Genomic DNA, 22,946 nt, shown 5'->3' on the forward strand with positions numbered 1-22,946 from the left:
ATTGGTAAAAGTAAAGATTTGCGGACTGAGAAGAAAAGAGGATATTGAATATGCCAATGAGCTAAAACCTGATTATGTAGGATTTGTCTTTGCAAAAAGCAAAAGACAAATAGAGGTAGAACAGGCTTTAGACCTCATAAGCCTTCTTGATAAAGAGATCAAAACAGTGGGAGTTTTTGTAAATGAACCAGTGGAAAATGCATTAAAAATAGCTCAAACACTAAATCTCGATGTTTTACAGTTTCACGGTGATGAAACACAGGATTATATAGATAATTTTAAAAATTTCACAGTGTGGAAGGCAATACGCATAAAAGACAAAGAAGATTTGGAAAAAACAAAACAATTTAAAGTAAATAGTTTTGTATTTGACACTTTGACAAAAAACGAATACGGTGGTACAGGAAAAACATTTAATTGGAAAGTTTTGAAGGGGATGGAATTGAATGTTCCAATAATTTTGGCAGGAGGGCTAAATGAAAACAATGTAGAGGAAGCTATAAAAATAGTAGATCCCTATGCTGTTGACGTCTCCAGTGGCGTTGAGACAGAAGGTTATAAAGATTTTAAAAAATTGAAATCATTTATTGAAAAAGTGAGGGGTATTCGATGAGTGGAAGATTTGGACGTTTTGGAGGTCAGTATGTGCCAGAGACTGTGATGAATGCGCTTATAGAATTAGAGAGGGAATTTGAAAAAGCTAAAGAAGATAAAGATTTCATGGAAGAATACAGGTACTATTTGAGGGAATATTCAGGAAGGCCTACACCTTTGTATTATGCAGAGAATCTTACTAAAAGGCTTGGTGGGGCAAAAATTTATCTAAAGAGGGAAGACCTAAACCACACAGGAGCTCATAAGATAAACAACGTATTGGGACAGATTTTGTTAGCAAAACGGATGAATAAAAAGAGAGTTATAGCAGAAACAGGAGCTGGGCAGCATGGAGTTGCAACGGCTACCGCTGCTGCGATGTTTGGGATGGAATGCGAAATATTCATGGGAGAAGAAGATATAAAAAGGCAATCTTTAAACGTCTTTAGAATGAAACTTTTAGGTGCAAAAGTGACGCCAGTAACTACAGGGACAAAAACCCTTAAAGATGCGGTAAATGAAGCAATAAGAGATTGGGTGACAAATATAGATAATACTTTTTATGTGATAGGTTCTGTTGTTGGTCCTCATCCTTATCCTACAATGGTGAGAGATTTTCAAAGAGTGATAGGGGATGAAGCAAAAGAACAAATACTTCAAAAAGAAGGAAGACTTCCTGATTATGTGATTGCTTGTGTTGGTGGAGGCAGCAATGCAATGGGAATTTTCTATCCCTTCATTGAAGATAAAGAGGTAAAATTGATAGGAGTAGAAGCAGCCGGAGAAGGGATTGAGACAGGGAAACATGCAGCTGCAATGGCGAAAGGCTCTGTAGGAGTATTGCACGGCATGATGACTTATCTTTTACAGGATGAAGAGGGGAGAATAATGCCAGTATACTCTATATCTGCAGGACTGGATTACCCAGGTGTAGGTCCAGAACATGCCTTTTTAAAAGAAAGTAATAGAGCTCAATATGTATATGCGACAGACGAAGAAGCATTGGCGGCTTTTATGGATTTATCTCAAACAGAAGGGATAATACCAGCTTTGGAAAGTGCTCACGCTTTGGCATATGCTATGAAACTGGCTCCAAATTTAACGAAAGACAATATTATCATTGTAAATTTGTCAGGCAGAGGAGATAAAGACGTAAATACAGTTGCAAAAGTATTGGGGGTGGAGTTATGAATAGGATTGACAAAAAGTTTGAAGTTTTAAAAGGAGAAGGGCGCAAAGCCTTAATAACCTTTATAACAGCGGGAGACCCGGATATTGAGACAACTTATGATATAGTTTTGGCTATAGAAGAAGTAGGAGCGGATATAATAGAACTTGGAATACCTTATTCTGATCCCTTAGCTGATGGACCTACAATACAGGCATCTTCTCAAAGAGCTTTAAATAAAGGTGTAAAAATTCCTGATATAATGAGAATAGTAGAAAAAATAAGGTTTAAAAGCGATATCCCGCTGGTTTACCTTGTATACTATAACTCTATATTCAAATATGGTATACAAAAGTTTTTAAAAGAGTCAAAAGATGTAGGGATAGATGGACTTATCATTCCAGATTTGCCTCTTGAAGAAAGAAAGGATATTTTAGAAGAAGCAGATAAATACGGTATTTATTTAATACCTTTAGTCGCTCCCACATCAAAAGAAAGAATAAAATTAATCACTGAAAATGGCAAAGGATTTGTATATTGCGTATCAATTACAGGTGTCACAGGAGCAAGAGAAGACATTGAAACTGACATTGAAGAATATATGAAGACAGTCTCTCAATATACCAATATGCCAAAGGCAATAGGGTTTGGCATATCTACTCCGGAGATGGCGAAAAAATTAAAAGATTTTAGTGATGGGATTATTGTAGGGAGTGCCCTTGTAGAAAGAATTGCTAAAGGGTATAATAAATCTGAAATGCTGCAGGAAGTTAAGAGTTTTGTATCCATCTTAAAAGAAGTGTTATGAAGGTGATGAAAATGGACCTTAAAATAATTGGCGACAAAAATAATAAAATATCAATAAAAATAGGAGATATAACTGTTGGAAAAGATAAACTAATAATAGCGGGACCTTGTGCTATAGAGAATGAAGAAATGCTAGTAAAAACAGCAGAAAAAGTTAAAAGCTGTGGCGCAAATGCTTTAAGAGGAGGAGCTTATAAGCCCCGCACCTCCCCTTATTCTTTTCAAGGTTTAGGGATTGATGGACTTAAAATGCTTAAGAATGTGGGAGATATGTTTAATTTGCCAGTTGTAACTGAAGTTTTAGATGTGAGAGATGTTGAAATTGTGGAAAGATATGTTGATGTTCTTCAAATAGGTTCAAGAAATATGCAGAATTTTTCGCTTCTCAAAGAAGTAGGAAAAACCAAAAAGCCTGTTTTGTTAAAAAGGGGATTTTCAGCTACCTATGAAGAATGGCTTTATGCAGCGGAATATATTGCAGTTGAAGGAAACACCAACATCATCATGTGTGAAAGAGGTATAAGGACTTTTGAAACTTATACACGAAATACGCTGGATATTGCTGCAATTTCAGTAATTCATGAACTTTCAAACTTGCCTATTATCGCAGATGTAAGCCATGGTACAGGGAAAAGAAGCTTAATCATACCGATGGCAAAAGCTTCAATAGCTGCTGGCGCAGACGGAATAATGGTGGAAGTTCACCCTGAGCCCGATAAAGCTTTATCTGATGGAGAACAGTCTCTTGATTTTTCCCAATTTGAAGAATTGATGAGAGAGATAAAAAGCTATTGAAATTTTGCGTGAGAAAATATATAATAGAAGTAACAGAAAATAATTATCTAAAGAAAATAATTTTAGAAAGTAGGGATAGCATGGTAGAGCTAAATAAAAAAGCTCCTGACTTTACTTTAAATACTCATGATGGAAAACAAGTTTCCCTTTCAGATTTTTTAGGTAAAAAGGTTGTTTTATACTTTTATCCAAAAGATAACACTCCAGGTTGTACAAAAGAAGCTGTTTCTTTTAGGGACAACATAAAGTCAATAGAAGAGAAAAATGCTGTTATAATAGGTATAAGTTTAGATGATGAAATTTCTCATAAAAAGTTTATTGAAAAATTCAATCTTCCTTTTATTCTTCTAAGTGACAAAGATGCTAATGTGTCTACAAAATATGGGGTATACAAAGAAAAAAACATGTATGGCAAAAAGAAAATGGGAATAGAAAGGTCAACTTTTATCATTGACTCTGAAGGAATTGTTAGGAAAATATTTAGAAGGGTAAAAGTAGATGGACACGTTGAAGAGGTATTAAAGGTGCTAGATGAAATATAAAAAAAGTTTAGGGAAAGCCCTAAACTTTTTTTCTTATATCTTGTCAAGAGCTTGTTTAAAGTCTTTTATAATATCTTCTATCTCCTCTATTCCAACAGAAACTCTTATAAGTCCTTCTGAAATTCCTAACGCGTTTAATTCTTCCTTGCTGAGAGACCTATGGGAAGTGGATTTTGGATGAGTTATCATGGTTTGTACTCCTGCCAGTGAAGGAGCAAATTTCACCAGTTTCAGCTCTTGCATAAACTTATCTACTTCAGGTTCTCCACCTTCTATTTCAAAACTTAACATACCTCCAAACTCATCTTTAAACAACTTCTTTGAAACACTGTAGTCAGGGTGAGAAGAAAGTCCGGGATAATACACTTTTTTGACTTTTGGATGGCTTTCTAAGAATTTAGCCAATTCCATTGCGTTTTTACAGTGTTCTCTCATTCTTAAGAATAGAGTTTTTGCTCCTCTTAAAGTCAGCCATGCGTCAAAGGGGCTCATTGAACCGCCGAAGTTTTGCGTAATTCTTTTTGTGCGAGAGATAAATTCTTTATTGCCTGCTATAAGTCCGGCGATGACATCGCTGTGGCCGTTAATGTATTTTGTTGCGCTGTGTATTACAGCATAGGCTCCTAATTCAATTGGTTTTATCAAATAAGGTGTTGTAAAAGTATTGTCAACAATCAATTTTATATTGTGCTTTTTTGCGATATTTGCAACTTCTACTACATCAAAAACTCTTATTAGAGGATTTGTCATGATTTCCATGTATATCACTTTAGTGTTTGGTTTTATAGCTTTTTCAACAGCTTCTAAATCGGAGAAATCCACTAAAGTTACATCAATATTAAGTCTTTTAAATTCTGCATTAAAAAGACTGTTTGTACCACCGTATATATCTTTTGCGGCGATTATGTGGTCTCCTGAATTTACTTCTGCCAACAAAGCTGAAGAAATTGCCGCCATTCCGGATGAACAAGCCTGTCCTGCTTCCGCGCCTTCTAAACTGGCAATTAATTCTTCCACTGCAGTTTGATTAGGGTTTCCAAGTCTTGTGTACATATACCTTGAAGGATTACCACCAAGATAATCGTAAACTTCTTCCAACGTATCAAAAGTGAAAACAGAAGTTTGATAGATAGGAAGAGTTTTTGGCATTGGAGGAATTTCTTTATCTATGTAGTTTCCAGTATGTACTACTTTTGTTTTAAAACTTAAATCCATTTTATCAACTCCCACAATTTGTACTTTAAATTAATGATAATATGTGCAAAATTAAAAGTCAACAACACTTCACTTTAAATACATTTTGAGGTAAACTATTATTAAATACAAAATTGATTGCATATTTTTTCTAATGAATAAATAAACGTTTATAAAGGCTTTATTTTACAGTAATAAAGAAAACGATACTGGAAAAATTAAATGTAAGGAGGAAAAAGTCTTGAATAAAGACGAATATAAAAACAATAATAATATTATGTTAACTGCAATAAAAAAGCAGTTGGACCAAATGTCAGAGATGATGGAGAAGATGAAAATTGCTGATTACGTCGAACTTATGCAAAGCCCTTATAGGCTTTTGTGGCTAAACTTTATAGGCGGGGTAGCAAGAGGTTTTGGAATAGCAGTAGGCTTTACAATACTTGGTGCGATAATTCTTTATATTCTTCAAAAACTAGTGGTGTTAAATTTGCCTGTGATTGGCAGTATTATAGCGGATATAGTTAAGATTGTAAATCAAAAGCTATATTAGATAGGAGTTGGTATAATGGATAGTGAAAAGCTGGAACACTTTAGACAGTTACTGTTAAAAGAAAAGGAAAAGGTCTTAAGTACTATAAATCAAATGAATTTGAATGATGGTATAGGAGGGATTGCACAAAGAGAATATTATCAAGAACTTTCTCTTTTGGATAATCATCCGGCAGATTTTGCTTCTGAAGTTTATGAAGTAGAGAAAAATTATGCTCTCAAAGATAATGAAAAATATATTTTAAGGCAAATAGAAGATGCTTTTAAAAGAATGGAAATAGGTACTTACGGCATATGTGCTCACTGTCATAAGCCAATTGAAGAAGAGCGTTTAGAAGCCCTTCCTTATACTGTTCTTTGTGCAGAGTGTGCTAAAAATAATGATTTAGAACTTAAGGATTTAAAAAATTCAAGGCCTAATGAAGAAAGAATGATAAAATACCCCTTTGGATGGGGGTATAAGGATTTAAAAGGTGAAATTCAATTTGATGCAGAGGATTCTTATCAAGAAGTTGCACGGTTTAATAAGACGAAAAGTGGCTTGGACAATTATGACGATGTCTATGATGATGAAAATGCTGGCTATGTAGAAGAAACTGATAAAATAAGTAATGAGGATTATAAGAAGACATTATAAATCTCCGGGAAACTGGAGATTTTTATTCACCTATAATTTTGACCAACACTCTCTTTTTTCTTTTTCCATCAAATTCACCGTAAAAGATTTGTTCCCATGGTCCGAAATCCAATTTTCCATCTGTTATTGCAACAACCACTTCTCTTCCCATTATTGTACGCTTTAAATGAGCGTCTGCATTATCTTCGTAAGTGTTATGATAATATTGTTCATAGGGTTTTTCAGGAGCTAATTTTTCTAAGAAATTTTCAAAATCTTTATGTAAACCCGGTTCATCGTCGTTTATAAAAACACTTGAGGTAATGTGCATTGCATTACATAAAAGAAGCCCTTCTTTGATGCCACTTTCTCTCACACATTCCTCTATAAAAGGTGTAATGTTTATAAATTCTCTCCTCTTTTTTGTTTCAAACCACAACTCTTTTCTATAGCTTTTCATGGTGATACCTCCTACATTGTTGTTTTATTTATATTTTACCACAAATAAATTGTTTGCAAGAGTAATAATACTCTGGTATATTAATTTTAAGAGGAAGAGGGTGTCGTAAAACGGACACAAAAAAATTGGCGTTTGAAGGTTATATTAGGAAAGAAAATAAAAAATTAAGGAGTGTTTATAATGTCAAAAAAGCTTTATCGCTCAAGGACACAAAGAATGATAGGAGGAGTATGTCGTAAAACCCGATACAGTTAGCCATTTTTACCTTGCTATCTTCCCCTCAAATGCAGTCGCTAACTGGTTTAGGAGAAGAGTTTGTCGATAGCATCGATACTAGATACCGTTGTCGGTGGTTATGAGCAAAGGTCTAATTAAGATAAACAAAAAAGCTTTCGGAGGCTAATTCCGAAAGCCTTGTTTTTCCTACTGGCAGGGGAGACAGGAATCGAACCCGCAGCCCACGGTTTTGGAGACCGTTGCTCTACCAATTGAGCTACTCCCCTGCGCGCTTTTTATTATAGCATACAAAATAAACCCTCGTCAATAATTTATATCTTTTTTTGTTGAATTATTCATGAAAAGTTTTTTAATATATAGTATAATTAAAGAAAAGCGAAGACTTGCCGTACTATATACTAAAGATTAAAAATTCAGGAGGTTAAACAATGCGCAAAAGTGCATTTTTGTTAGTTATAATTGCTGTAATATTGTTTTTGATGTTTTTTTCCTTTAATTTTACAAACTTAATACCTACATTTAATGAAGGAAGAATTTCTTTTGAGCAAAATCCAGTTGTTAAAAATATACAAGAATTTATACTTAACTCTCTAAAATATATTGAAACAGTAATTGGAAATAGAATAATATTGGATAATGGACGCTTAATAATTGATTTTAGGACTAAGACAGGAGTTCTTGAATTACCCTCTTCAAAAGAGTCTGTGGGAACTGATTCTTCTTCTTTTGCTAATTTGCCTTCTGTTAATAGTGAAAAGGATTTGTATCTTTTAATAAAGAACACTCTTCACAAGAATGAAGAAGAGATAACGTTTATTGCTAAATCCTCTTTTTGCGATTCAATGGGAAGTAGCTGTTCAAGTGAAGACATTATAACAAGTATGTCGGATGTTGTGAAATTGGTATTATCTCACCATCCTGAAATTGGATATACTGATAAATGGACTGTGTCTGTAGTTAGCTACAATAATGATGTAAATAAGGTAACCATAAAGTTTGATTACTTTTATCCAAAAGATAAATTGGAAAAAATAAAAGAAGAAGTAAACATAAAAGCTAAAGAAATAATTAGCAAAATAATAACTCCAAATATGACTGAATTACAAAAAGCTAAAGCTATTCACGATTATATAGTTAAACACACTAAATATGATTATAAGAACTATCTAAACAATACTATACCATTAGAATCTTTTACTGCTTACGGAGTTTTAATAAAAGGAGTGGGAGTGTGTCAAGGATATACTGCAGCTTTTAATTTATTAGCTCATATGGCTGGAATAGATAGTCTTGGAGTGTCAGGTACTGGTTTTTACAATGGCAAAGCCATGCCACATGCTTGGAACATGGTAAGAATCGATGGTAAAATTCGTTATATAGATGTTACTTGGGATGACCCTGTGCCTGATAGGGGGAATAAAGTAATGTATACTTATTTTAATGTAACTGAAAAACAATTAGAAAAGGACCATAAGTGGGATAAAGAAAAATTTTCGGAGAAATATTTTGATTATAAGTAAAAGGGTTTTAGAAAAACACTAAAACCCTTTTTTGATATAAGAGTTTTACAAATTTTTTTAAAATAATTAGTTTACCACGCAAATAGGCACAAGGTATTCATTTCCAGAAGAAGAAACGATGACAAATTACCTTGTAAGGGTATGATAAAATGAGCATAACTTTCTGCAGTTTCTATGCCGTTTTTAGAGAAACAGAAACTATAGCTTCATGAACAGCCACTTCTTTAATTTTTTGTTCTGTGAGACTTCCACCAACTTTAGCAACTTGCCTTTAAACTCCTGGGATATAAAAATAGAGTAAATATTTGTAACATTCTATATGATGCAAGAATTGTATCAAAAATATTCATGACATTTATTATTCATTTTATGGAGGATTTTTTATTTTTATATAGAATAATTATATATTGCAAACAAAATCTAATGAGAGTGATAGATTGGTAAGAAATAAAGAACTCATGATAATAGAAGATAATTATACAAAATTAAGCAAATTACTCAATACCCCCTTTATATCCTGCAGTTAACCAAATTCTAAGTGTGGAGGTGTTTAAAGAAATGTACCATAACAAGGAGTTCCTTAAAAAACTCGAAGAGGAAAAGAAAAGATGGGAAAGCACTACCGTAGAAAAAGTCATAAGTAAGGCCCCCGAGAGGTATGAAAAATTCTATACAGGTTCCAACTTAGAAGTAGACCGCCTGTATACACCGTTGGATGCACAGGAAAACGACTACATAAAAGACTTAGGGTTTCCCGGCGAATACCCATTTACCAGAGGAATCCAGCCTACCATGTACCGTGGTCGCTTGTGGACCATGAGACAGTATGCAGGTTTTGGCACAGCAGAGGAATCCAACGAGAGATATAAGTTTTTGTTATCCCAGGGACAGACGGGCCTGAGTGTGGCTTTCGACCTGCCCACCCAGATAGGCTACGATTCCGACCACCCCATGGCTCAAGGTGAGGTGGGCAAAGTAGGTGTGGCCATCGACTCGCTGAAAGACATGGAGATACTGTTTGACGGCATACCCCTGGACCAAGTCAGCACTTCAATGACCATAAATGCTCCTGCCGCGATACTTCTTGCCATGTATATAGCTGTAGCAGAAAAACAGGGAGTCAGCCCGGAGAAACTTTCCGGTACCATCCAGAACGACATACTGAAAGAATATGTGGCCAGGGGTACCTATATATTTCCACCTGAACCTTCTATGAGACTCATAACTGACATTTTTGAATTCTGTTCCAGGAACGTGCCCAAGTGGAACACCATAAGCATAAGCGGCTACCACATAAGAGAAGCTGGAGCCACGGCGGTACAGGAAGTGGCCTTCACGTTGGCCAACGGCATAGCGTACGTAGAAGCTGCTATAAAGGCAGGGCTTGACGTCGATGACTTTGCTCCGAGACTTTCCTTTTTCTTCAATGCCCATAATGACCTTCTGGAAGAAGTCGCTAAATTCAGGGCCGCGAGGAGACTATGGGCGAAAATAATGAAAGAACGTTTCAAAGCTAAAAACCCAAGGTCTATGATGCTGCGCTTCCATACCCAAACTGCTGGCTCTACTCTAACTGCCCAGCAGCCCGACAACAACATAGTAAGAGTAGCCATCCAGGCCCTGGCGGCAGTGTTAGGAGGCACTCAATCGCTGCACACCAACTCAAGGGACGAAGCCTTGGCTTTGCCTACCGAAGAATCTGTGAGAATAGCCCTGAGGACCCAGCAGATAATAGCCTACGAAAGCGGAGTGACAGAGACCGTAGACCCGCTGGCTGGCTCTTACTACGTAGAACACCTGACAAACCTCATAGAACAAAAGGCCATGGAATATATACAAAAAATAGATGAACTAGGGGGTGCTCCGAAGGCCATAGAAAAAGGCTACATCCAGCAGGAAATCCAAGACAGTGCCTACAGATACCAGCAGGAAATTGAATCAGGTCGCAGGATAGTAGTGGGAGTAAACAAATTCCAGATAGAAGAAGAACCGCCCAAGAACCTTTTAAAAGTGAATCCCGAAGTAGAAAAAATCCAGAGGAAGAAACTGGAAGTACTGAGGGCTACGCGGGACAACATAGCCGTCAAAAGCGCTCTGGAAGAACTTTCCTGTAAGGCGAAAACCAGTGAAAACCTCATGCCGAGCATAATAAACTGCGTAAAGGTGTATGCTACCCTAGGTGAAATAAGTGACACCCTGCGAGGGGTATTTGGTGAATACAAGCCCACTGTAACCTTTTAGTGGGAGGTGGAATAATGGAACAAACAAAGAAGATAAGAGTATTAATAGCAAAACCAGGTCTTGACGGCCATGACAGGGGAGCAAAAGTAATAGCCAGGGGTTTGAGGGATGCAGGGATGGAAGTAATTTATACTGGCCTTCGGCAGACTCCCGAACAGATAGTCGAGGCTGCCATACAGGAAGATGTGGACGTAATTGGGCTTTCGATACTGTCCGGAGCCCATAATGTGCTCTTTCCCAGGGTAATGGAACTTTTAAAACAAAAAGGAGCCGAGGATATCCTAGTGATTGGAGGAGGCGTGATACCCCACGAAGACATACCCTACCTGAAAGAGTGCGGCATAGCCGAGATATTTACCCCTGGAACCTCGATATCCGAGATAGTGGAGTTTATCAAAAATAACGTCAAAAAACGGGGAGAGGTGTGAAATTTGGACCTGGCCGACAGAGTACTAAAAAAGGACAAAAGAGCCGTAGCAAGGCTCATAACCCTCATCGAGCGCGAAAGCCCGGAAGCCACAGAGGCTTTGAAACAACTTTATAAGTACACCGGAAATTCCTTTGTCATAGGCATTACCGGACCGCCCGGGGCCGGCAAGAGCAGCCTTGTAAACGAGCTTGCCAAAAAAATCCGGGCGAAGGGCAAAACGGTGGGGATAATAGCCGTCGACCCCACCAGCCCCTTCACCGGCGGCGCTTTACTGGGCGACAGGATAAGGATGCAGGATTTAACGCTAGACGATGGCATTTTCATCAGAAGCATGGGCAGCCGTGGCTCCCTGGGCGGCATTGCTAAAGCCGCTTACGATGCGGTAAAAGTACTGGATGCTTTTGGCATGGATTACATCATAATCGAAACCGTGGGTGTAGGCCAGTCGGAGATAGACATAGTGAAACTGGCGGATACGGTTGTGCTTGTACTGGTCCCCGGCCTTGGCGACGACGTGCAGGCCATTAAAGCCGGTATAATGGAAATAGCCGATATATTTGCCGTGAACAAATCCGACAGGGAAGGAGCGGATAGATTAGTTACCGAAATCGAAATGATGCTGGACCTTTCACAGAAACAGTTCGACTTTAGACCTCCAGTTGTCAAAACCGTTGCCGTTACCGGTGAAGGCATCGATACCCTGGAACGCAGGATAAGGGAACACCTGGACTACCTTAGCAAAAATGGAATCCTGGAACAGAAGAGAAGAGCCAAAGTAAGGGAAGAGTTCATGGAATTATTGAAAGACCATATCACCAGACTGATACTCCAAAAGAACTCACCCAAAATAGACATGCTGTTACAGGATATATCCAAGAAGGCGGTTGATCCGTATACGGCCCTTGATATTCTTACAAGAGAAATCCTTTAGGAGGTAAAAAGCCATGAATATCCTGAAAATAGACCACATAGGCATAGCCGTGAACAGCATAGAAGAGGCATCCAAAATATACACAGAACTTCTGGGACTTGAGATGCACGGTGTGGAGGAAGTGGCGGAGCAGAAAGTAAAAGTGGCCTTCATACCGGTTGGGGAAAGCGAAGTGGAACTTTTAGAATCCACCGATCCCGAAGGCCCCATCGCACGGTTCATAGAAAAAAATGGTGAGGGTGTACAGCACATAGCCTTCCGGGTGGAGGACATCGAAAAAGCTCTAGAAGAACTCAAGCAAAAGGGTGTAAGGCTCATCGACGAAAAACCAAGGTATGGTGCCGGGGGTGCAAAAATCGCCTTCATCCACCCCAAAGCCACAAAAGGCGTTCTCATAGAATTATGCGAGAGATAAAAGGGGAGTGAAAGGGCAAAAGAAGGGGATGAAAAAATGATAGAAGCATTAAGTACCACTGTTTTAGGCTTTGGAATAACCCTCATCTTCCTTTACCTGCTGTCCCTCATTCTTGACCTTATGAGGGTTGTATTCTACAAGAAGGACAAAAAAGAGCCCAAAATACTGCCGTCACGGGAACAGGAAAAAACAAAGTTCCAGGAAGATGAAACCGAAGAAGATGAAGGGGAACTTATAGCCGTAATAACATCCGCCATTTTAGCATGCTCCCAGAAACCTGCTGACGAGATAAAAATAAGGCTTATCAGGAGAATTAATCAAAGGACCCCTATCTGGGCCATGGAATCAAGGCTTAATCTAATGAAACACCAACAACACTTAAGAAGCCTCCGCTGACACTGTATAAAGTAAAACCAAAAAAATAAAGAAGAGGTGAAACCAATTGTTCGAGGCAATAATAAACTTTCTAAAAACTACTGGCTACTTTAATGTAACGCTATCCCAGCTCATAATGATAATCATAGCCTTTGTACTCATGTATCTTGCAATAGTAAAAAAATATGAGCCGCTGCTTTTAGTGCCCATAAGCTTTGGCATGCTTTTAGCCAACATACCTGAAGCCGGCCTAATGGAGGAGGGGGGATTTTTATACTGGATATACCAGGGAGTAAAACTCGGCATATACCCGCCTCTTATATTCATGGGGGTTGGGGCTATGACCGACTTTGGTCCCTTAATATCAAACCCCAAGAGCCTCCTTTTGGGAGCTGCCGCCCAGCTCGGTATATTCATCACATTCCTTGGAGCAAGACTTTTGGGGTTTGATGCAAAAGAAGCCTCCTCCATAGGCATAATAGGCGGGGCTGATGGTCCCACGGCCATATTTGTGACAAGCAAGCTTGCCCCTCATCTTCTGGGAGCCGTGGCGGTAGCCGCCTACTCCTACATGGCTCTAGTACCTATAATCCAGCCCTCTATAATGCGCCTTCTGACCACCAAAAAAGAGCGCACTGTAGTAATGGAACAATTAAGGCCCGTATCAAAGACCGAAAAAATAATATTCCCGATAATAATTACGGTACTGGCGAGCTTTTTAGTGCCCCCTGCCACGCCGCTCATCGGCTCCCTCATGTTGGGCAATCTCTTCAGAGAATCCGGCGTAGTAGACAGGCTTTCCAAGGCTGTCCAAAACGAATTGATGAACATACTAACCATATTCATAGGGCTGAGCGTAGGGGCTACAGCCAGTGGAGACAATTTCCTGAGGCTCGAGACCATAGAGATAATAATTCTAGGGTTGATAGCCTTTGCAGGCGGTACTGCTGGGGGAGTGCTTTTTGGCAAGCTGATGTATCTGCTCTCTGGTGGAAAGGTAAACCCTTTGATAGGCTCTGCCGGAGTGTCGGCGGTACCCATGGCTGCTCGTGTGTCCCAGAAAGTGGCTCAGGAAGAGATGCCTGGTAACTTCGTACTGATGCACGCCATGGGTCCCAACGTGGCAGGAGTCATAGGCTCTGCCATCGCCGCAGGCGTGTTGCTTTCACTGTATGGTGGATAGTAAAAAGCCGCTTCAATTTTTGAAGCAGTTTTTGTGACGTTGGGGCAGGATATTACAGTTTCCTGGGTCACATAGGAGGAGATGACTTTGTAGCGATTGTAAAAACTTATGATGTAGAAAGGCTTTGTAAGAACATAATAGAAGAGTTTGATTATAACATTGTAAGGTTTTATAATGAGCTGGATGTGAAGAGAGGTTACATACATGCCACAGACAGGCTTGGCAATGAAAGTGACTTCCCCATCATGGGAATATCCATTGCTGTTGTGAATAATTCCAACAGGAAGTTTTCTGATATAGATGAGATAAGCAGAATTGCATCGCAAATTAAAATGGAGTGTAAAAAGTACGAAAAAAGCCATTACATAATTGAGTCATTGGAAAAGGGAAAACAGGCGGTGATATAATAGAACAACCGCCTTTTTCCCTTTGTAGCAGGACCTTTGATTTTTGTTATATTAACTTTCGCAGATATGCGATGGTTTAAGGAAAAGGATGTACTCGATTGAGTTAATAAGGAGTTGTAACTATACCTAAAACTGCTCCCCTTATAATTGAATTAGAGGACAACTTTTGTAAGGATTCAGGATGTCCCACCACTACAACTCCGTAGTATTTTATGCCTTTTTCCTTTAAAAAATTTACTGTTCTTTTTAGATTTGTCGAAGAATAACTTTGCAAATTACTGAGTTGTTCCAGCTGTTTTAAAAATTCTTTTTCGCCATCATGGCTGTCAATATAGGGGTTTCCCACCAATCTTTCTGCAAGATAGTTTTTTTCTTTATAGTCGTTTTCTTCAAAAACCAAAACAGCACCCCACATTAGCTTTAAATCCTCAGGTATAATAGTTTTAATTTCGATAAAGGTTAAAGGCCTGTAAAAAGATAAAGCCATTTCAACGAGATTATCGTTAGGTATATTTTTTAATACATCAAACTCTCTTATAACTTTATCGTATTTTACTACGGGATTGTAAAATTTTAATTTTGGCACGGCATAAGGAGCAAGGTATTCTTTTGTACCTTCTGGTATGACTGTGGAGATTTCGGAATAGGGGATTATGTGGTCAGTTTCGACAACACAAAAAGATTTGTTTCCTTGAAATTGCTCTCCTCCCCAGATATCAAAATCAACTGTGACTATTCCGGCAGGATAAGGCTTATTTCCTATTAACCTTAAAAGATAATATTCTTTTTGCCGCCCGAATAGCCTGACATTATAACTTTCTCCTGAAATTGCGAAGGTATTAGGTTCTGTAAATTTAACAATATCCGGATAAAAGCTATCTATGCGGTTTTCTTGATTCTGCAGCATCATTTCGGGAATTATGAAGGTTAATACAAAAACACCTATGGCGATAATTAAAGAAATTATTATTATGCGAAGTATGCTTTTAAAACGAGCTTTGCGCAAAAAAGCTTTTTCGTCAAAAGATATATCGCTTATTGGCTTATTTAAATCTGATCCCATTTAACTTTTCTCCTCCTCTTTTAAATATTCTTTTAATTTTTTTCTTAGTCTCCATACCATTGTCTTTTCTGTATTGGAATTGGTTTTTAAGTAAGAGGAAATTTCTTCATTTGACATTTCTAATATGAATTTAAGGTAAAAGAGCTTTTGCTCATTGAGAGTAAGCCTATTAACTGCTTTTTTTATTACTTCTTTATTTTCAATCTGTTGAAACTCTGAAAAGGTACTTTGAGGAAAGACATCTATAATAGAAACTGTCATATCTTTTTTGGTTTTGCGCAGATAATCAGTGTATTTGTTTCGCGCCGCAGTCAAAACATAAGCTTTTAATTTTCCCTCTTGAATGCCGTCTAAATTCAAGTATGTGGAAAGCAGAGCTTCTTGGGCTATGTCTTCAGCATCAGCCTGTGGTACACCCAATTTAAGTAAATAATAGAATGCAGCTTTGTACAAATCCTGCCACATTAACCCCTCCTCCTTATAGCTTTTCATTAATAAAGACGTTTTGGGGATGAAAAAGTAAACAAATTAAAAATATGCAAAAGTTCATTGTTATTTCGATTATAACTCAAAAGAGTTTGTTCTAAAGCTTTTTTTTAAAAAGGCAGGAAGGATTTCATACTTTTATAGAGAATATAAATCTATTATCGGCATTTTTTAAAAACTGGCATACCAATTTTAGGTTAGCTTTGTAATTCTGGATTAAAAAAAGGAGAGTGTATAAGCATGAAAGAATGCCAGAAACTTATAACAGAGAGAAGGTCTATTACATTTTTTGACCCTACAAAAGAAATATCTGATGACTTTATAAAAGAAGTCCTTGAGGTAGCTGCTACAGCGCCTTCAGCTAATAATCTTCAGCCTTGGGAGGTCATAGTTGTAAAGGACAAAGAAAAAAAGAAAATTCTCAAAGAAATCTGTTTTAACCAACAAAAAGTGGAAGATGCATCGGCTGTAATTGTCTTAATAGCAAATCCAAAAGCAGCTTTTGAGCATATAGACAGAGTTTTAGACAGTTCTATAGAACTGGGGTATATTCCAAAAGAAAGGAGAGAATCAGCAAAAGAAAGGGTCCTTGAAGTGTGGAAAGATATGGAGCAAGCTAAAAGAAAGTCCATAAGAGATACTGCGCTTTTTGCAATGAATATAATGATAGTTGCAAGAGTTTATGGCCTTGAAACTCATCCTATGGATGGTTTTAACGAGGAAAAGATGAAGGAATTTTTAGGAATAGATGCGGAAAAAATAGTTCCCATGATAATAGCGATAGGTTACAAGGACCCGAGTAAAGAGTTACTGCCAAGAGCCTATAGATTTAAATTTGAAGAATTTGGGGAGATAGTTTGATGAAAAATTACATATTGATTTTAATGGCATCTATCCTAGCAGGAGCCACTAATTCCATAGCAGGAGGAGGTACTTTAATAACTTTTCCTGCCCTTGTATGGGTGGGCATTAATCCGTTAGCTGCCAATATGACAAATACAGTAGCTTTATGGACAGGATCTGTCACAGGGGCATGGGGATTTAAAGAAAGACTTTCTCAAACAAAGGAGCTTTTAAAATTTTTGACATTGCCTTCTTTACTTGGAGGTATCTTAGGAGCTTATCTTCTTATGATAACTCCTCACAAGGTCTTTAATTTTGTTGTACCTTTTTTAGTTTTATTTGCAACTGTAATTTTAGCATTAAATGATAGAATAAATAAGTTTAATTTAGATAGTGAGGAAGGTAGAGAGAAAAAATCGTTAGTATTTGTGTTTATACTTCAATTTCTTACTTCTCTTTATGGTGGATATTTTGCAGCAGGAATTGGCATTTTAATGCTTGCCACTTTAGGCATAGCAGGTATTACTGATATACACACAGCAAATGGTATAAAAAATGTTCTTTCACTTTTTATAAATATCACCTCCGGTTTAGTTTTACTTTTTAGTGGAAAAGTAGTATGGCCTTTTGCTATTATTCTCATGATAGGATTTGCTTTAGGAGGATATTTGGGAGCTAAGATATCACAAAAGTTTGATAGCAAAAAAGTAAAAAGCTTTGTAATTTTATGGGGAATTATATTGGCAATAGTGTTTTGGATTAGAGGAGTATAGGATTATGGAGGAGCAAGGTAATTTCTTCTTGCAAAAAACATTTTGATTTGCTACTTCTTTCTAATAAAAGTTTTGTGATAGGATATATAGGGTGGACAATTAATTACTTGTTGAAAGGAGGAAAATATGTTAAAAGGGTTTAAAGAATTCATTATGCGTGGAAATGTTTTGGATTTAGCAGTAGCTGTAATAATAGGTTCAACCTTTAACAAAGTAGTAAATTCTTTAGTAGTAGATGTTTTAACTCCATTGATTGGAGCCATATTCGGTGCTCCAGATTTTTCTGCTATTAAATTAGGTCCAATAGCCATAGGCAATTTTCTTAACGCTGTTGTTAACTTTGTTATTGTTGCTGCAGCCATTTATTTTTTCATAGTAGCTCCTATGAATGCCATTAAGCGACGTAAACCAAAAGAAAAAGAACAAACACCACCTGAACCATCAGAAGAGGTAAAAATTTTAAGAGAAATATTAGAGGTATTAAAGGAAAAGTAAGGTAAGAATATTGATTAATATAAATTTGTCGTCGACATAAGATAATGCAAAAAATGTTGAGGATCGACGACAAATTATTTTTTCAATTTTAGAAAATAGTTGATTTTGTCGAGCGATATGGTATAATAAAGTAGAAATACTTGACAAATAAGATGAAAAAAGAAAAATTTGTTCTTTATTATATTTGATTATAATGGGTTTTTAGCCTACCTATAAGGAATTGAAACGATAAAGATTGGCAAATAACTGTGATGTAAGGTTACGTTTTTAGCCTACCTATAAGGAATTGAAACGCACAAGAAAAACCTGTACAAGCAGGTAACTGGATTGGTTTTTAGCCTACCTATAAGGAATTGAAACTTTGACGTTGTTTCTTGCTCCACTTCTTCTTTTTGCGTTTTTAGCCTACCTATAAGGAATTGAAACAAGGCTGAACTTGAACAATCTGAAGTGAAGTTGGTACAAGTTTTTAGCCTACCTATAAGGAATTGAAACTTATATTGAAATTGACTGGAATTTTAGAGAATTTTACCTGTTTTTAGCCTACCTATAAGGAATTGAAACAAATATGCTTGTACAACTTTATTGATGAGTTCTTGACGTTTTTAGCCTACCTATAAGGAATTGAAACAAAAATTGGACAGCACAAGGACTAAAAACGAGAGAAGTTTTTAGCCTACCTATAAGGAATTGAAACATAAACTTTTTTACGTCTTGCAGTTTCATTTTTACCGTTTTTAGCCTACCTATAAGGAATTGAAACAGCAATTGTACAGAGCACACTCAAAGAAAAAAAAGAGTTTTTAGCCTACCTATAAGGAATTGAAACATTCCGCTTCTCTTAAAAAACTTTTGTGCGGAAAAATGTGTTTTTAGCCTACCTATAAGGAATTGAAACCCGGCATCCGGGCCACCTCCCTGTTACTGTTACTCTCGTTTTTAGCCTACCTATAAGGAATTGAAACTGGGACCACTACTATGAGCTGATAGAATACGACAAAGTTTTTAGCCTACCTATAAGGAATTGAAACATGGGAAGCATTCGTATATTTCGTAGGTTTTGCAATGTTTTTAGCCTACCTATAAGGAATTGAAACAGGTGGGAGAAAGACAACAAAAGCAATGCACTTGCGTTTTTAGCCTACCTATAAGGAATTGAAACGCATTAAAAATTGCCAAACTGTTGAATGAATATGAGGTTTTTAGCCTACCTATAAGGAATTGAAACACACGCCACCCAAAACACAGTAACCACAATTGCAAACGTTTTTAGCCTACCTATAAGGAATTGAAACTGGTACTTAGGCTAACAAAAATGCCGGCCGTATTAACAGTTTTTAGCCTACCTATAAGGAATTGAAACAATTATTGCAGAGGCAATGGCAAAAGGCTTAAGCAAGTTTTTAGCCTACCTATAAGGAATTGAAACATGCGGTGATGGCTTATGAGGATACGTATATTGCGTAGGTTTTTAGCCTACCTATCCTGAAAATAGTGTCTCTCAAAAAGGCAACAAAAAACTAAACCCATACCGATGTAAAAATATGGGATAAATAAATGGTTAATAAAGTTAAATTAAAAGTTAAGACACTGCAGATTCGACCGTGACCTTAAGGCCTAAAGACTCTAGCTTTTTTAAAGATTGACGAATAATCATATTACGCTTTTTCTCTTCATAATAAGTAGGACCTAATTCAATATATGGTTGCTTTTGCTTGAGAATATGATAAACTATAATTAAAATGCTATGTGCCACTGCAACTGCTGCACGGTTTGCTCCTCTTCGAGCAGCGATGCGGTGGTACTGACTTGAGAGATAAGTATCTTTTGCCCTTGAGGCAGCTCTGGCAGCTTCAATAAGAGAGCTTCGCAATTTTTGGTTACCTTTTCGAGTTCTTGCAGACTTTTGTTTACCAGCACTTTCATTATGACCTGGACACAACCCTGCCCAAGAACACAAATGGGCAGCAGAGGGGAACTGTTCCATATTCGTGCCGATTTCGGCTATTATTTGTTCTGCAGTTCTTCTTCCGACTCCAGGGATTGTATCCAGCAGTGCCAGGTCTTTTTCAAAAGGGAGCATTCGATTTTTAATTTCTTCGTCTAATTTTGCTATTTCTTCATCAAGGTAATCAATATGTCTAAGCTGTATTTCCAGAAGCATCCTTTGGTGATGATTGATCAAGCCTTTTAAAGCGCGTTTTAGTTCATCCATTTTATTTTTTAGCTTGCCTTGAGAAAGCTCAGCCAGGGTTTCGGGATTTTCTTCACCATTTATAATAGCCTCAAGTATAGAACGACTGGATGCCCCGTTGATATCAGAGACTACCGAAGACAGTTTGATATTAGCTCCTTCTAAAACCTTTTGTATGCGATTAAGTTCTCTTGATTTTTCTTCAATGAGGCTTTTTCTATAGCGTACAAGCTCGCGAAGTTCTCTTTGTTCACGATCTGGCACAAAGCTGCCTTGCAAAAGGCCATGTTGTAAGAGACTTGCTATCCACTCAGCATCTTTTACATCGGTTTTTCTACCAGGGACATTTTTAATATGCTTAGCATTGACGAGTAGGATTTTAATGCTCTCAAGCTCAAGTAGATTGTAAATAGGTTTCCAATAAGAGCCGGTACTTTCCATAGCAACAACAGAACAACCTTTAGCTTTAATAAATTCTTTTAATGCAATAAGGTCATCGGTCATAGTTGAAAAAGTGCGGATTTCTTTACCTTCTGGTGTTATTATACAAGCTACGACATTCTTTTTATGGACATCTAATCCGCAAACATGAGAATAAACTAAATCCATGAAAGAACCAACTCCTTTTTTAAAATTTGAACGATAGCGACTGTAAAATTGAAGAGCTGGTGCAACAACCATAAGGGGTTATTCTATCCTGCGTGCTTCCCGTAAAGGGAGCAACAATCTGTGGTGCACCTGGTCGTTGGAGTCTGTCTATGAGTCGGGCTCAAAGCACCAAGGTAAGAACGACCTTTCTTCACCAGCCGCTGTACTGATTATATCATCAAAAAAGGACATTTTCATCCTCTGCTGGTGCCGCATTTGCGGCATGGGAGTCTATAAGGAATTGAAACAGTTTAGACAAAGGTTTAACAGAAGACGAACTACTGGGTTTTTAGCCTACCTATAAGGAATTAAAGCCTATAATTAAGATATGAAGGTTATAGTATTTACTTAGACCTGTTTATAGGAAATAGGGAAAGAGGAAAAGGCACTGAAGCAATTTCAAAAGATTTATGTGGAGGACAGTTATTTTTGGGATATAGCTGAAATTTTCAATGATATGGAATTATAGAACTTTAAATATGGGTAAAAGGGAAATAGTTTAAAAATGTTTATGAATTTAAAAGACTAAGTGTGTTAGTAAGAAAATATATGGGTGTGTATAATGCCTTTAAATTAACAACGAAAAGCATTTAGAAGACAAATAAAAGAGTATGAAAAAGAAAAAAGATCAAAAGGTATAGAAGAACCATTAAGTTATGTCAATGAAAATTCTCGTCCTTGGAAATATGTCAAGACTTTATCTCTTGCAAGTATAATACCAATACTTATATTATTATGGAATACGTATGCACTTTCCACATGGATAAAGCCAGTACTATGGAAGTTAGGCTTTCCACAGGGGAATGTAAGGCCGGTAGGAAATACTTTTTCTATAAATACAAAGTCTAAACAAGCTCTGGTTAGTGAATATATCCAGAATTACGATAAAATACTTAATGAATTGATAGCTCTTCTTAATTTATGTAATTTTGAAACTCCAATTCAATCATTAGAAGAAATAAAAAATAATATAGAATTATTAGAAGAAAATGTTAATGATGCAAATTATGAAATTGTAAAACAATTACAAGAATTTGTAAATGGACAAATTGACCTTGGTGAAAAAATAGTTGATGCTTATATTGCTTTTAAAGAAAATAGGAATAATGCAAATGCACAAAGAATAAATGAGTTAATAAATCAATTTAATGAAAAAACCGCAAAAAAAAATAATATTATTGTAGAGATACTTAAGAAAGCAAATATGCCTTATACAATTGATGATAATGGAACGATACATTATCAATACATTCCTTAAAATATCTAATTTTAACTTTAATACCATAATCATTTAAATTTGTTTAAAACAGATTGGGCTACTAATGTTATTGCCCATCTGTTTTTTTGTTTTAGGAAATTTTAAAAAATTATACTATCGTTGAATTTTTCCTTATTTTATTATGGCATTCAACGACATTTTTCTATAAAAAATACAATTTTTTAGAAGGATTTTGAAAAGTTATATAGAATATTGATATATGAGAAAATATTTTACAATTAAAGCATAAAAATTGACACGAAAAATAAAATTTTTATAACTTTTAATAAAAAGAAGGTCGTGAAGATGAAACAAATAGATTTAAAAAAGATGTTTTTGGTATTTTCTCATCAACTTACAGATTTTCAAAAAGAAGATGCACGCTTAAATTTAGGTGTAAATGAGTTTATATATTTGCCAGATAATTTAAAGATTCAATGGTTAGATATTTCTCCATATGATGATAGCTTAACTTTTCATTTGCAAGATTTAATTAATTGGTTAAAGATTAATGCAAGAAAAGGCGATTATGTACTTGTACAAGGAGATTTTGGAGCTACTTTTTTAATTGTTGATTTTTGTTTGAAAAATGATTTGATTCCCGTTTATTCAACTACAAAAAGAGAAATTATTAGTGAGATTAAAAATGGTGAAAACATAAAAGTAAGTAGATTATTTACCCATGTAAGATTTAGAAAATATGAGAGGTGGATATAGAA

Annotated in this window: 26 protein-coding genes, 1 tRNA gene and 1 CRISPR repeat array; of the genes, 21 read left to right on the forward strand and 6 right to left on the reverse strand. The window is 36.5% G+C overall.

Annotated features, from left to right (window positions below; genetic code table 11):
- Position 1 precedes the first annotated feature (1 nt).
- The 5 genes from THEBR_RS04560 to bcp all read left to right on the forward strand — a co-directional run bounded on the left by THEBR_RS04560 (position 2) and on the right by bcp (position 3,906).
- Entirely contained in the window at positions 2-613 is a 612-nt protein-coding gene (locus tag THEBR_RS04560) for a phosphoribosylanthranilate isomerase (protein WP_012269211.1), read from the forward strand.
- The gene (gene trpB / locus THEBR_RS04565; RefSeq protein ID WP_003867689.1) at positions 610-1,785 is read left to right on the forward strand and encodes a tryptophan synthase subunit beta; all 1,176 of its coding nucleotides are present in this window, start codon (positions 610-612) and stop codon (positions 1,783-1,785) included. The genes THEBR_RS04560 and trpB overlap by 4 nt, the downstream gene beginning before the upstream one ends.
- Positions 1,782-2,570 (forward strand): tryptophan synthase subunit alpha, encoded by a 789-nt coding sequence (gene trpA, locus THEBR_RS04570; protein WP_012269212.1) that lies wholly within the window; start codon positions 1,782-1,784, stop codon positions 2,568-2,570. The genes trpB and trpA overlap by 4 nt, the downstream gene beginning before the upstream one ends.
- Before the next feature lie 11 nt (positions 2,571-2,581).
- Positions 2,582-3,364: a 3-deoxy-7-phosphoheptulonate synthase gene (gene aroF, locus THEBR_RS04575; protein WP_012268743.1), complete on the forward strand. Its 783-nt coding sequence runs from the start codon at positions 2,582-2,584 to the stop codon at positions 3,362-3,364.
- Between the two features lie 80 nt (positions 3,365-3,444).
- The gene (gene bcp / locus THEBR_RS04580; protein WP_012269213.1) at positions 3,445-3,906 is read left to right on the forward strand and encodes a thioredoxin-dependent thiol peroxidase; all 462 of its coding nucleotides are present in this window, start codon (positions 3,445-3,447) and stop codon (positions 3,904-3,906) included.
- Between the two features lie 33 nt (positions 3,907-3,939).
- On the opposite strand, the gene THEBR_RS04585 is transcribed toward bcp, so the two are convergent.
- A complete protein-coding gene (locus THEBR_RS04585) occupies positions 3,940-5,121 on the reverse strand; it encodes a trans-sulfuration enzyme family protein (RefSeq protein WP_012269214.1) in 1,182 nt (393 codons plus the stop codon).
- Between the two features lie 220 nt (positions 5,122-5,341).
- Here THEBR_RS04585 and THEBR_RS04590 point away from each other — a divergent pair, with 220 nt between their 5' ends.
- Together THEBR_RS04590 and THEBR_RS04595 are read left to right on the forward strand one after the other, a co-directional pair.
- Positions 5,342-5,653, forward strand: a complete 312-nt coding sequence (locus THEBR_RS04590) for a DUF5665 domain-containing protein (protein ID WP_003867694.1) — start codon at positions 5,342-5,344, stop codon at positions 5,651-5,653.
- A 15-nt stretch (positions 5,654-5,668) separates the two neighbouring features.
- Positions 5,669-6,289, forward strand: a complete 621-nt coding sequence (locus THEBR_RS04595; RefSeq protein ID WP_003867695.1) for a TraR/DksA C4-type zinc finger protein — start codon at positions 5,669-5,671, stop codon at positions 6,287-6,289.
- Positions 6,290-6,311: 22 nt separating this feature from the next.
- Here the strand turns inward: THEBR_RS04595 and THEBR_RS04600 are convergent, their stop codons facing one another.
- A complete protein-coding gene (locus THEBR_RS04600) occupies positions 6,312-6,728 on the reverse strand; it encodes a secondary thiamine-phosphate synthase enzyme YjbQ (protein ID WP_009052479.1) in 417 nt (138 codons plus the stop codon).
- A 180-nt stretch (positions 6,729-6,908) separates the two neighbouring features.
- Here THEBR_RS04600 and THEBR_RS12770 point away from each other — a divergent pair, with 180 nt between their 5' ends.
- On the forward strand, positions 6,909-6,983 hold the full coding sequence (locus THEBR_RS12770; RefSeq protein WP_156770530.1) for a PspC domain-containing protein: 75 nt from the start codon (positions 6,909-6,911) through the stop codon (positions 6,981-6,983).
- A 172-nt stretch (positions 6,984-7,155) separates the two neighbouring features.
- On the opposite strand, the gene THEBR_RS04605 is transcribed toward THEBR_RS12770, so the two are convergent.
- Positions 7,156-7,231: transfer RNA gene (locus tag THEBR_RS04605), tRNA-Trp, on the reverse strand.
- Between the two features lie 162 nt (positions 7,232-7,393).
- Here THEBR_RS04605 and THEBR_RS04610 point away from each other — a divergent pair.
- The 8 genes from THEBR_RS04610 (at position 7,394) to THEBR_RS11640 (ending at position 14,467) form a co-directional block, all read left to right on the forward strand.
- A complete protein-coding gene (locus THEBR_RS04610) occupies positions 7,394-8,485 on the forward strand; it encodes a transglutaminase domain-containing protein (RefSeq protein ID WP_012269215.1) in 1,092 nt (363 codons plus the stop codon).
- A gap of 558 nt (positions 8,486-9,043) precedes the next feature.
- Positions 9,044-10,726, forward strand: coding sequence for an acyl-CoA mutase large subunit family protein (locus tag THEBR_RS04615; protein WP_012269216.1), 1,683 nt, complete (start codon positions 9,044-9,046; stop codon positions 10,724-10,726).
- Between the two features lie 14 nt (positions 10,727-10,740).
- Complete coding sequence (gene icmB, locus THEBR_RS04620; RefSeq protein WP_003867699.1) at positions 10,741-11,154, forward strand: coenzyme B12-dependent isobutyryl CoA mutase small subunit; 414 nt, start codon at positions 10,741-10,743, stop codon at positions 11,152-11,154.
- 3 nt (positions 11,155-11,157) lie between these two features.
- A complete protein-coding gene (gene meaB / locus THEBR_RS04625; RefSeq protein ID WP_003867700.1) occupies positions 11,158-12,087 on the forward strand; it encodes a methylmalonyl Co-A mutase-associated GTPase MeaB in 930 nt (309 codons plus the stop codon).
- A gap of 13 nt (positions 12,088-12,100) precedes the next feature.
- Positions 12,101-12,502, forward strand: a complete 402-nt coding sequence (gene mce / locus THEBR_RS04630) for a methylmalonyl-CoA epimerase (RefSeq protein WP_003867701.1) — start codon at positions 12,101-12,103, stop codon at positions 12,500-12,502.
- Between the two features lie 36 nt (positions 12,503-12,538).
- The gene (locus THEBR_RS04635; protein ID WP_003867702.1) at positions 12,539-12,898 is read left to right on the forward strand and encodes an OadG family transporter subunit; all 360 of its coding nucleotides are present in this window, start codon (positions 12,539-12,541) and stop codon (positions 12,896-12,898) included.
- 46 nt (positions 12,899-12,944) lie between these two features.
- Positions 12,945-14,060 (forward strand): sodium ion-translocating decarboxylase subunit beta, encoded by a 1,116-nt coding sequence (locus THEBR_RS04640; RefSeq protein WP_003867703.1) that lies wholly within the window; start codon positions 12,945-12,947, stop codon positions 14,058-14,060.
- 185 nt (positions 14,061-14,245) lie between these two features.
- Positions 14,246-14,467, forward strand: coding sequence for a hypothetical protein (locus THEBR_RS11640; RefSeq protein WP_012268741.1), 222 nt, complete (start codon positions 14,246-14,248; stop codon positions 14,465-14,467).
- 103 nt (positions 14,468-14,570) lie between these two features.
- Here the strand turns inward: THEBR_RS11640 and THEBR_RS04650 are convergent, their stop codons facing one another.
- Together THEBR_RS04650 and THEBR_RS04655 are read right to left on the reverse strand one after the other, a co-directional pair.
- On the reverse strand, positions 14,571-15,530 hold the full coding sequence (locus THEBR_RS04650) for a sigma factor regulator N-terminal domain-containing protein (protein WP_012269218.1): 960 nt from the start codon (positions 15,528-15,530) through the stop codon (positions 14,571-14,573).
- On the reverse strand, positions 15,531-15,995 hold the full coding sequence (locus THEBR_RS04655) for an RNA polymerase sigma factor (protein WP_012269219.1): 465 nt from the start codon (positions 15,993-15,995) through the stop codon (positions 15,531-15,533). It lies immediately after the preceding gene.
- Positions 15,996-16,256: 261 nt separating this feature from the next.
- Between THEBR_RS04655 and THEBR_RS04660 the strand changes: the two genes are divergently transcribed.
- From THEBR_RS04660 to mscL, 3 genes are all read left to right on the forward strand, one after another.
- Positions 16,257-16,877, forward strand: coding sequence for a nitroreductase family protein (locus THEBR_RS04660; RefSeq protein WP_012269220.1), 621 nt, complete (start codon positions 16,257-16,259; stop codon positions 16,875-16,877).
- Entirely contained in the window at positions 16,877-17,632 is a 756-nt protein-coding gene (locus THEBR_RS04665; RefSeq protein WP_012269221.1) for a sulfite exporter TauE/SafE family protein, read from the forward strand. Before THEBR_RS04660 ends, THEBR_RS04665 begins: the two co-directional genes overlap by 1 nt.
- 126 nt (positions 17,633-17,758) lie before the next feature.
- Positions 17,759-18,127: a large conductance mechanosensitive channel protein MscL gene (gene mscL / locus THEBR_RS04670; RefSeq protein WP_012269222.1), complete on the forward strand. Its 369-nt coding sequence runs from the start codon at positions 17,759-17,761 to the stop codon at positions 18,125-18,127.
- A 197-nt stretch (positions 18,128-18,324) separates the two neighbouring features.
- Positions 18,325-19,556: a CRISPR direct-repeat array (repeat unit 30 nt; unit sequence GTTTTTAGCCTACCTATAAGGAATTGAAAC).
- A gap of 153 nt (positions 19,557-19,709) precedes the next feature.
- Here the strand turns inward: mscL and THEBR_RS04675 are convergent.
- A complete protein-coding gene (locus THEBR_RS04675) occupies positions 19,710-20,930 on the reverse strand; it encodes an IS110 family RNA-guided transposase (protein WP_003869923.1) in 1,221 nt (406 codons plus the stop codon).
- Positions 20,931-21,870: 940 nt separating this feature from the next.
- Here THEBR_RS04675 and THEBR_RS04680 point away from each other — a divergent pair.
- Together THEBR_RS04680 and csx20 are read left to right on the forward strand one after the other, a co-directional pair.
- Positions 21,871-22,227, forward strand: coding sequence for a hypothetical protein (locus THEBR_RS04680; protein ID WP_012269223.1), 357 nt, complete (start codon positions 21,871-21,873; stop codon positions 22,225-22,227).
- 306 nt (positions 22,228-22,533) lie between these two features.
- Positions 22,534-22,944, forward strand: coding sequence for a CRISPR-associated protein Csx20 (gene csx20, locus THEBR_RS04685; protein ID WP_012269224.1), 411 nt, complete (start codon positions 22,534-22,536; stop codon positions 22,942-22,944).
- Positions 22,945-22,946 lie beyond the last annotated feature (2 nt).

The sequence above is a fragment of the Thermoanaerobacter brockii subsp. finnii Ako-1 genome, from assembly GCF_000175295.2.
Classification (GTDB): domain Bacteria; phylum Bacillota; class Thermoanaerobacteria; order Thermoanaerobacterales; family Thermoanaerobacteraceae; genus Thermoanaerobacter; species Thermoanaerobacter pseudethanolicus.

Coding starts and splice junctions, on each gene's coding strand:
- THEBR_RS04635 (WP_003867702.1), top strand. CDS start 12,539: ATGATAGAAGCATTAAGTACCACTGTTTTAGGCTTTGGAATAACCCTC.
- THEBR_RS04585 (WP_012269214.1), bottom strand. CDS start 5,121: ATGGATTTAAGTTTTAAAACAAAAGTAGTACATACTGGAAACTACATA.
- THEBR_RS04665 (WP_012269221.1), top strand. CDS start 16,877: ATGAAAAATTACATATTGATTTTAATGGCATCTATCCTAGCAGGAGCC.
- trpB (WP_003867689.1), top strand. CDS start 610: ATGAGTGGAAGATTTGGACGTTTTGGAGGTCAGTATGTGCCAGAGACT.
- THEBR_RS04675 (WP_003869923.1), bottom strand. CDS start 20,930: ATGGATTTAGTTTATTCTCATGTTTGCGGATTAGATGTCCATAAAAAG.
- THEBR_RS04650 (WP_012269218.1), bottom strand. CDS start 15,530: ATGGGATCAGATTTAAATAAGCCAATAAGCGATATATCTTTTGACGAA.
- trpA (WP_012269212.1), top strand. CDS start 1,782: ATGAATAGGATTGACAAAAAGTTTGAAGTTTTAAAAGGAGAAGGGCGC.
- icmB (WP_003867699.1), top strand. CDS start 10,741: ATGGAACAAACAAAGAAGATAAGAGTATTAATAGCAAAACCAGGTCTT.
- mscL (WP_012269222.1), top strand. CDS start 17,759: ATGTTAAAAGGGTTTAAAGAATTCATTATGCGTGGAAATGTTTTGGAT.
- THEBR_RS04615 (WP_012269216.1), top strand. CDS start 9,044: ATGTACCATAACAAGGAGTTCCTTAAAAAACTCGAAGAGGAAAAGAAA.
- THEBR_RS04660 (WP_012269220.1), top strand. CDS start 16,257: ATGAAAGAATGCCAGAAACTTATAACAGAGAGAAGGTCTATTACATTT.
- THEBR_RS04610 (WP_012269215.1), top strand. CDS start 7,394: ATGCGCAAAAGTGCATTTTTGTTAGTTATAATTGCTGTAATATTGTTT.
- THEBR_RS04595 (WP_003867695.1), top strand. CDS start 5,669: ATGGATAGTGAAAAGCTGGAACACTTTAGACAGTTACTGTTAAAAGAA.
- mce (WP_003867701.1), top strand. CDS start 12,101: ATGAATATCCTGAAAATAGACCACATAGGCATAGCCGTGAACAGCATA.
- bcp (WP_012269213.1), top strand. CDS start 3,445: ATGGTAGAGCTAAATAAAAAAGCTCCTGACTTTACTTTAAATACTCAT.
- csx20 (WP_012269224.1), top strand. CDS start 22,534: ATGAAACAAATAGATTTAAAAAAGATGTTTTTGGTATTTTCTCATCAA.
- aroF (WP_012268743.1), top strand. CDS start 2,582: ATGGACCTTAAAATAATTGGCGACAAAAATAATAAAATATCAATAAAA.
- THEBR_RS04655 (WP_012269219.1), bottom strand. CDS start 15,995: ATGTGGCAGGATTTGTACAAAGCTGCATTCTATTATTTACTTAAATTG.
- THEBR_RS04600 (WP_009052479.1), bottom strand. CDS start 6,728: ATGAAAAGCTATAGAAAAGAGTTGTGGTTTGAAACAAAAAAGAGGAGA.